The 7722-nt window shown below is 51.1% G+C and carries 6 protein-coding genes; 3 read left to right on the top strand and 3 right to left on the bottom strand.

The features are described 5' to 3' along the window. The first annotated feature begins 292 nt into the window (after positions 1–292). The 3 genes from AB1656_22515 to AB1656_22505 all read left to right on the top strand — a co-directional run bounded on the left by AB1656_22515 (position 293) and on the right by AB1656_22505 (position 5644). The gene (locus AB1656_22515) at positions 293–1633 is read left to right on the top strand and encodes an ATP-dependent 6-phosphofructokinase (GenBank protein MEW6238173.1); all 1341 of its coding nucleotides are present in this window, start codon (positions 293–295) and stop codon (positions 1631–1633) included. 529 nt (positions 1634–2162) lie between these two features. Further along, complete coding sequence (locus AB1656_22510) at positions 2163–3929, top strand: FapA family protein (GenBank protein ID MEW6238172.1); 1767 nt, start codon at positions 2163–2165, stop codon at positions 3927–3929. 5 nt (positions 3930–3934) lie between these two features. After that, the gene (locus tag AB1656_22505) at positions 3935–5644 is read left to right on the top strand and encodes a tetratricopeptide repeat protein (protein ID MEW6238171.1); all 1710 of its coding nucleotides are present in this window, start codon (positions 3935–3937) and stop codon (positions 5642–5644) included. 222 nt (positions 5645–5866) lie between these two features. Here the strand turns inward: AB1656_22505 and AB1656_22500 are convergent, their stop codons facing one another. From AB1656_22500 to AB1656_22490, 3 genes are all read right to left on the bottom strand, one after another. After that, positions 5867–6220, bottom strand: coding sequence for a DUF5615 family PIN-like protein (locus tag AB1656_22500; protein ID MEW6238170.1), 354 nt, complete (start codon positions 6218–6220; stop codon positions 5867–5869). 18 nt (positions 6221–6238) lie between these two features. Then, a complete protein-coding gene (locus AB1656_22495; GenBank protein MEW6238169.1) occupies positions 6239–6469 on the bottom strand; it encodes a DUF433 domain-containing protein in 231 nt (76 codons plus the stop codon). A gap of 297 nt (positions 6470–6766) precedes the next feature. Then, on the bottom strand, positions 6767–7474 hold the full coding sequence (locus AB1656_22490) for a hypothetical protein (protein MEW6238168.1): 708 nt from the start codon (positions 7472–7474) through the stop codon (positions 6767–6769). Between the last annotated feature and the right edge of the window lie 248 nt (positions 7475–7722).

Raw genomic sequence — 7722 nt, 5'->3', positions numbered from 1 at the left:
CAAATCTAATAGCATGAATTTGTTGAATTTAAAATCCCTCACCCTAACCCTCTCCCAGAGGGCGAGGGAATGGAATTTCGTCACGTTATGTCTTAACTTAATGACATTGGGTTAGGAGGGGGTTGTTATAAGTCTAACAAAATCAACCCCCCTCTAACTCCCCCCAAACTTGGGGGGAGAATTAAAAAGCGGATTTTATTAATTTTGCAAGAGCCTCGAAATAAAGTAGATAATAAAAATCCTGCGTCATGAATGGCGAATGCATTTTCAAGGCGATGGAAGGAGCAAGGGTATGAATGGAGAGCTGTACGACTTCGCGATCGAACGTCTGGGCGAATACCGTTATAAATCCCCGATGAAATTATCGCATATCGATGGGGATTATATCGCGAATTTCGTGGAGGATTCGGAGAGAATCGTCTACGATCGTTCGCTTCGCGCCTGGAAGAAGTACATTTCCGAGGGAGTAGAGCCGCCTTCGTTCGAAGCAGCGGGGCCGCGCGACGCCATCTATTTCGATCCCGTCCGGACGAAGGCCGCCATCGTAACTTGCGGCGGGCTTTGCCCTGGTTTGAACGATGTGATTCGAGGTTTGGTGCTTTCTCTGCATCACCATTATGGAGTACCAGCCATTTACGGCATTCCCTTCGGGTATTTGGGGCTTGTGGAACGATCCAAGCTGGCGCCTATGCCCTTGACGCCTGATTTGGTCGAGAACTGGCCGATGCAAGGCGGCACGGCTCTCGGTTCCTCGCGCGGGCCGCAGCCGATCGGAGAGATGGCGGATTATATGGCGGCGAGAGGAATCAATATCCTGTTCGCCGTCGGCGGCGACGGAACGCAGCGGGGGGCTTTGGCCTTGTCGCAGGAAATCAAAAAGCGCGGGCTGGATATCGCCGTCGTCGGCGTCCCAAAAACCATCGACAACGACATCGCCTATTTGGAAAAAAGTTTTGGATTCGAATCCGCCTATTCCGTGGCGGCGGAGGTGCTTCAGAGCGCCCATGCTGAAGCGAAAGGAACGCTCAACGGCATCGCCATCGTCAAATTGATGGGACGCCAATCCGGCTTTTTGGCGGCGATGGCGTCCGTGGCCAGCGGCGAAGCCAATTTTACGCTTATCCCGGAGGCGCCCTTCGATCTCGATCCGCCCAACGGTTTTTTGGCGGAACTGGAAAAGAGGATTCTTCGGCGCCCTCACGCCGTGGTCGTCGTCGCCGAGGGCGCGGGGCAAAAATTCTTGCAGGATCAGCTCTCCACGATGGGAAAAGACGCTTCCGGCAACGTGAAACTGGCGGATATCGGCGTCTATCTCCACGAGCGCGTAGAAGCCTATTTTAAAGAGAGAAATATTCCCGTTTCCGTCAAATACATCGATCCCAGTTATATTGTCCGTTCGCTAAAAGCCTTGCCTTCGGATCGGATGTTTTGCCTGCGGCTGGCGCAAAACGCGGTGCACGCCGCCATGTCCGGCCGAACGGCGATGATCGTGGGGTATTGGAATTCCGCGTTTACCCATGTCCCGATGGCGGCGGCGGTTTCTTGCCGAAAAGTGCTGGATACCGAGGACGATTTGTGGCTATCCGTCATGCAGACGACGGGGCGGATGAAGCCGATGATTAATCCTGCTTGAAGACTATGAATGGCATTGAAGCCGGATGGATGCGATATGCAATTCTTCCTTCTTTCTCGCCGCGAATCTTCATGATACTATTCTATCGGATATTTTTGCGATTGTTTTATTGATATCAAATCGGAGAGCGCCGGTGAATGCGTTCATTTTTTTGTTTTTCCCCCCATTATTAGGATATAGTTTACAATAGAATCGAACAATTGCGCTATGACGGGAGACGCATAGCCGATCGCTGTATTTGCGTTATTAATCGAATACTATGCGGCGATTGTATGGGAAGGTGGAAGGATTGCTATTCTCCATGACACTAGAGCAATTCAGGTTTGGATAGTTGCCAAACCATTGAGGATTTGCCCCCTCACCCTAGCCCTCTCCCAAAGGGCGAGGGAATTTTCCGTGAGGATAAGGAAGCGGTGAAACATGGTTACCCAATCCTGAAACGCTTTAGTTTTCTCATCATAGGAAGGGAATAACGCAACATTGTTTTTTCGATTCTTACCATCTTGTTTTAATAGAGCATAAAGACGTTATGAATATACAAAACGATTCTCTTTCGCATACCGGCGCGGAAAGGGAGACTTCGACAGGGAATATGTTGGAGCGCGCTCTGGCGTGTATGCGGGATTGCGCATCGGAATTGAGAGAAAATTTAGCGGCGCGTTCCGACGCTATTCTTTTTCTCGCGAAGCTGGAAGATTTGCTGGCCTTTCTTGGTCAATTGGAAAGCTGGCGCGGCAGAATTTCCGTTCAGCGCTTGCAGGAATCGGCGTTTTCCATTTTGCGGCATTTGAATCGTTGGATGCAGGAAATGGCGAAAGCGGGGATCAAGCTCGAATCAAGTCAAAACGATAACGGCCCCGCCAGTCTTTTGGCGAAAGCGGCGATATGTCTAGGTCCTGGCCTCATGGTCAGCCCGGACTCGTTGACCGCCAGCGTCAAGATTCCGAGCGAATTCGCTTCGCTTTGGACGCCGGCGCGGTTGTTGGCTTCGTTGCAACGGGCGGGGATCGCGAATGGCATCGAAAATGACGCTATCGACCGAATATTTAAAGAACGGTTGTTCGATCGGTGGATTCGCACGGCGTCGGGGAAATGTCCCGTTTTGGGAAATGATGCGGAGATTTTGGATTGCATGAATTTGTCGCCTTCTTCGCGTCCTCCGGACGATAAAGTCAAATCCAAGAAGCCTGCTTCCAATGGCCGTTTTTTCGAGTTGGTAAAAAAAACGCAAACGATTTTACGAAAAACCGCAGGATCGGAGGGCGAAGGGGGCAAGGACGTTTATGGCCGGGAAATCATGGGGGCGGCGGGGATGGATTTGAATTTGCCGGAAATTCCTTATTGCGTCCCGAGCGCGGACGGCTTGGAAATCCGCGCCGATGTGGATGGCTGCGCTTATTGCGAAAACGGCGTTTATTGCGTGGAACCAGCGGTAGTGATCGAAGGGAATGTGGATTACGAATCCAACGATGTGCAGACGAATTTGGCGGTTGTTGTGAAAAAGGACGTATTGAGCGGATTTTCCATCCAATCCAATCTGGATGTAGCCGTCTATGGCGTTATCGAAGGCGCTGAAGTGAAAGCGGGCGGTTCGCTCTTCTGCCGCGGGGGAATCGTCGGCGGCGAGAAATCCTCAATCCAAGTCAAAAAGAATGTTTATGCAAAGCATATTAGCAACGCCCGCATCACAGCGGGGGGGAGCGTTACGATTAAAGGCGAATTGATCCAATCGTCGGTTTCCGCCAAGAGCGTACTGCTGACGGGAGAGAAGGGGCAGATCATCGGCGGAGAAACCAATGCCCATGAGGATGTACGCGCACATATCATCGGCTCGGAATCCAGCGTAAAAACGCTTATACAAATCGAAGACTGTTCGCCCCGTTTGCAAGAAGAAGCGGATAAGCTCAAACAATCTCTCAAGGAAAGACAGTTGCGATACAAAAAGATGGAACTTGCGAAAAAAGCGTTGGTGCAGGCTTGCCGGGAAAAAACGCTGACTGCGGAAGAAAACGACAAGTTGAAAAACGTACAGTTATCCGCGCTCAAGTTGGCGAAAGAGATCAAAATTCTGGAAAAGAGGCTGGAAAACGTTAATCAGGCGATTCTCGATGCGGAGGCGTTGACTCCGCTGGTATTGGCCCGCGCGAAAATCTATCCCGGAACGAGCGTCAGTATTTGGGGGAAAACGTTGACGGTGAACGAGGAGATGGGGCCAACCGTCGTGTTGTTCATCGACGGAAATTTGATGGCCGAATCGTTCCATGAGTTGGCTCGCGCCGAAGGCGGCGAGGTTTAACGATTATGGACTATGAAATTCGCTCTATATTGGATGTGGCCAATTCCCTGCGAGGCCAGATTAAAAGCAAATCGCTCAAAGGCGCCATGCGATCGAAGGCGGAAGCGAAGCAGTCGGATGACGATCCCCGCTTTACGGAATTCGCCCGGATTATACGGGACGGCGTCGCCGACGAAGTGCGCAACGTCATGCTGGAAGTGCGCCGGGAGATGGATCACCACCGCAAAATGGGACGATTGTCGAAATCGAGTTTGGAACTCGTTGCCGAAATGGACGTTTGTTTCGAGGAATTTCAGCAAAAAAAAGAACTGTTGGCAAAATACGAATCGGCTCTCGATTTGATGAAGCCGAATATGAAAGATGCGGAATCCGACCGTTTGTTGAAGACCCGCCATCAAGACGCCCTCGATAAAGCCAGGAATTTGCGGGAGGAATTGATACAACGCGGCGACCGATTGCTGAAATTTTATGAACGCATCGACAAGCAAATCCATCAGGATCGGGAGATGGAGAGGAATCTTCACGCCGCATTGGAAAAATGCCTGACGCATCTTTCCGGCGTGGAGCGCGGGAAGATCGAAGCGCTGGTGCGGCAAAAATCTACCAATGTAACCGTGGAAGCCCACATCAAACTGCTCTCCAAGTTGATCGAACAGTTGGCCAATACCATTCCCGCCGTCCGGCAGGAAGAAATTCAACGGCTCTATCAGCAGGCGCGGCTGGAATTTCAAAGAAAGAATTACAACGAGACGCTGCAAACGCTGAACGATCTTTTCAAGTTCGACCGGAAGCATATTTTGGCGCACCGGCTGCGCTCCCGCGTCTTTCAGGTTTTGAACAATAAGGTCGCGCATCTCTGCGAACTGCGGAACATCGCGGCCTTCGACAATGCGGAGGCGGCGGATTATGCGGCGCTGGGGGATGTCCTGGCTGCGGATGGGAAAATCGACGAGGCGTATATTTTGTACGAAAAAGCGTCGTCGAAAAAGCCGGACAGGAAGCATCTGGAGCGCTTTGCCGATATGGCCTGCCAGTTCCGGCATTGGTATCGGGCGGTGGACGCCTATCGGAAAATTCTGGAGAAAAATCCGGGAGACGCCGCTCTTTCCCATAAACTAGGCTGCGCTCTTTTTGAAGACAACCAGGAACAGGAAGCCTTCGATCTATTGCGTTATGCGGTGCGGCGGGACGACTCGCGCGCTCAATCCCGCGTATGTCTTGGAGAAATTTTACGGCGGCGGGGAATCGTCGAGGAAGCCTTGAAATGCTTCGCGCAAGCGGCGAAATTGGATAACAGCCAGGTAGACGCTTATTACTGGTGGGGGATGCAACTATACGACCGGGGCGAGTATGGCGAAGCCCTGAAGAAAGCGCAGAAAGCCGTGGAACTGGATTCCAACCGGGCGCGGAACCGGATGCTGCTGGCCCGTTGCCTGGAAGCGGTGGGAGCGGTGGATCGGGCGGTGGAAGCCTTGGAGCCGATCGTATCCTTGGATATCCCTCCCGTCGACGCCTTGCTGGCCTTTTCGGAAATCTGCCGCAAGGGCGGACGTCTCAACCGGGCGCGAGACGTGATCGAACGCTTTCATCAACGTTATTCCCGTCTGCCTTTAATCCGCTCAGAATACGGCCTCGTCCTGCTGGAATGCGGCGAATTCTCCAAGGCTGCGCCATTTCTCGATCCCGCCGGGGGATTCCGCGCCGCCGCCTCATAGAGCGTTACGGGATTGGGTACATACTATTTTCCAATTGTTTGTCAGAATCAGGGTAGCCAGGATTATCAGGATTTTAGGATAAAAATCCGGGGCATCTTTTTATCCTGGGCATCACGATTCAGACTAAAAGGTTTGAACCGCGAATGGCGCGGAAAAATGCTTTTTATCCACGGCTGCGCCAAGGCTTGGACTTGGGGCGTGAGTAAGTTTTGCTTATTCTCATTATTTAAGAGGCCGCATTCGAATAAAGGCGTCGCGGATCACGGAAAATTGACCTGTCCAATCGTTCCGGCTTTCAATGGCTTGCAACATCCGCCGGGCTTCGTCATCGGGGGCGCCGCCCGATAAACGAAAGAGAATAATTCCGCAGGACGAGGGCAGTCGCTTACGAAAAGCCAATTCGCCGAAATCTTTGTCCTGAGTTACAACCACGCGGGATTCTCTTTGCGCCCGTTCCAGCACGATTTCGTCGTTTTCGGCGCGCAATGATTCTTTCGCCGAAAGAACATCATGACCTCGTTCGCGAAGTTGGCGGATTACCGATAGGGGAATATTTTCGTCGAGGAGAAATTTCATCCGCAGGCTTTTATCCGCTCAGGCGGGCAACGAATAGATTCTTTCGCTTTTTAAAACCTCGCCGGCATAGCTCAGGCAGGCTTGGACGTCTTCGGGAGTCAAATGATCGTATTCATGAATCACTTGCTCCACTGTCCACCCGCGAGCCAACAGATCGATGACGAATTCCACCGATAAGCGAGTGCCTTTAATAACAGGCTTGCCCGCAAGAATTTTTTCATCGACGATAATCCGTTCCTGCCAATTCATAGAGAATTACCTGCTTCCTGCGAATATTCATGGCTCGGAAAATGCGTTTCGATAAACAATTTACCACAAAATTTATAAAAAACTATTTGGGAAAATTTTTATTCTTGCGGGCGGCGGCGCTTCGCCATCATTATCCGAATCCGGATGGCCAGGATTTCGGGATTTGTAGGATAAATAAATCCCTTTATCCTGGATATCCCGATTCAGGCAATATCATCGAGCATAAAGCGGCGATGACATATTGTTGGTTTTGATTTACTCTTCCAATCTATGCCATCCTGAAACGCTCTAATCCGCTTACCTAGAAATGGATAATACTTCCTCTTGCGCTATTTCTTCCCGCATTTGCGGACAATAGACGATTTGCCAATACATCCAGCGGATCAAAGTGTTTTGAATGCCTAGAAGATGCTTGCGAAATACTCGCTTGCCTCCGGATGGAATAATAACGGCCTCTACGTTCTTCTCGGGGAATGTTTGCTCGTGAAGGATTTTCGTAAAGCGCGAAGCGTAATCGGGGGGAAAGCAGATATAGGAGCGGAAGCCGCGCTCTACCATGAACCGGCGCAATTGGCGTTGGCTTTCCAAAAGACTATGCGACTCCTTTTCAACGCTATAGACCGCCGCGCCGGGAATCCCCGCTTGCCGCAGGTCTTGCCGGATGAAATGGTTAATTGAAACAGGCGCGTCCACGCCGCGATACCGCTCCGGCGTTCCCTGCACAATCAAAATCGCCTTGACGAATCCCGTTTTGCAATATTCCACCGCCGTATCCAACGATGCGCCCGCGCCGCCGACGAGAATTACGTCCGCCGGACGCAGCGGCGTTTCGTAGACGAGAAGCCATTGCGTCAGCCAGGAGGCCGGACCAAGGAATACAAACGTCGCGCAGACAAGAAGAAATAAGGCGAACCATAAGATTCGCCTTTTCCATTTCTTTCTCCGTTTTTGTTTCAACGGAAAGGAAGGCGCGGATACCGGAGCGGCCGGCGAATTCGATATCATTTCGACTTTATTTCATTAGTCTTGAGGCTCTTGCAAAATTAATGAAATCTGTCTTTAAATTCTCCCCCCAAGCTTGGGGGGAGTTAGAGGGGGGTTGATTTTAATGGACTTACGTCAACCACCTCCTAACCCAATGTCGTTAAGTTAAGGATAGACTAATTCCTTAATCGAAAATATCAACAAATCTAATAGCATGAATTTGTTGAATTTAAAATCCCTCACCCTAACCCTCTCCCAGAGGGCGAGGG

The organism is Candidatus Omnitrophota bacterium (assembly GCA_040755155.1).
Taxonomy (GTDB): domain Bacteria; phylum Hinthialibacterota; class Hinthialibacteria; order Hinthialibacterales; family Hinthialibacteraceae; genus JBFMBP01.
The sequence above is the reverse complement of the archived record's forward strand: the minus strand, read 5'-3'. Positions and strand labels throughout refer to the sequence as shown.

What these genes read in the sequence shown, in the direction of transcription:
- AB1656_22490 (MEW6238168.1), bottom strand. Translation starts at nt 7,474, where the DNA reads ATGATATCGAATTCGCCGGCCGCTCCGGTATCCGCGCCTTCCTTTCCG.
- AB1656_22515 (MEW6238173.1), top strand. Translation starts at nt 293, where the DNA reads ATGAATGGAGAGCTGTACGACTTCGCGATCGAACGTCTGGGCGAATAC.
- AB1656_22495 (MEW6238169.1), bottom strand. Translation starts at nt 6,469, where the DNA reads ATGAATTGGCAGGAACGGATTATCGTCGATGAAAAAATTCTTGCGGGC.
- AB1656_22505 (MEW6238171.1), top strand. Translation starts at nt 3,935, where the DNA reads ATGGACTATGAAATTCGCTCTATATTGGATGTGGCCAATTCCCTGCGA.
- AB1656_22510 (MEW6238172.1), top strand. Translation starts at nt 2,163, where the DNA reads ATGAATATACAAAACGATTCTCTTTCGCATACCGGCGCGGAAAGGGAG.
- AB1656_22500 (MEW6238170.1), bottom strand. Translation starts at nt 6,220, where the DNA reads ATGAAATTTCTCCTCGACGAAAATATTCCCCTATCGGTAATCCGCCAA.